This window comes from Allomuricauda sp. F6463D, assembly GCF_023015965.1.
Taxonomy (GTDB): Bacteria; Bacteroidota; Bacteroidia; order Flavobacteriales; family Flavobacteriaceae; genus Flagellimonas.
In genome coordinates this window covers 1-281 of record NZ_JALKAN010000022.1, presented here as the reverse complement: position 1 = coordinate 281, position 281 = coordinate 1, and the positions used below count along the sequence as shown (strand labels likewise).

Annotated in this window: 1 protein-coding gene; it reads left to right on the top strand. The window is 49.1% G+C overall.

Features of this window, described 5'->3' with window-relative positions:
- The coding region (locus MWU56_RS16475; RefSeq protein WP_247046519.1) for a transposase at positions 1 to 258 on the top strand (258 nt) is incomplete at its 5' end.
- Positions 259 to 281 lie beyond the last annotated feature (23 nt).

Sequence of the window (281 nt, the reverse complement as noted above, 5' to 3'; positions counted from 1 at the left end):
GGAAGCAGTGTCAGGGGCCGGGCCCGGATCAGTAAGGTGGGAAACAGGAAACTGCGTAACCTATTGTTCCTGTGTTCGTTCAATGCCTGTAAGCACAACAGGGCCTGCAAGGAGATCTATGAGCGGATAACGGCAAAGGGAAAGAGCAAGAAGCTGGCATTGATCGCAGTGGCCAACAAACTACTCAAACAGTCCTTTGCCATTGCGAAATCAGGCAGGCCGTACGATGAATCGTATGTTTCGGTGTTGCCAAGGTAGTTTTTGATAAAAACAGCATAGAA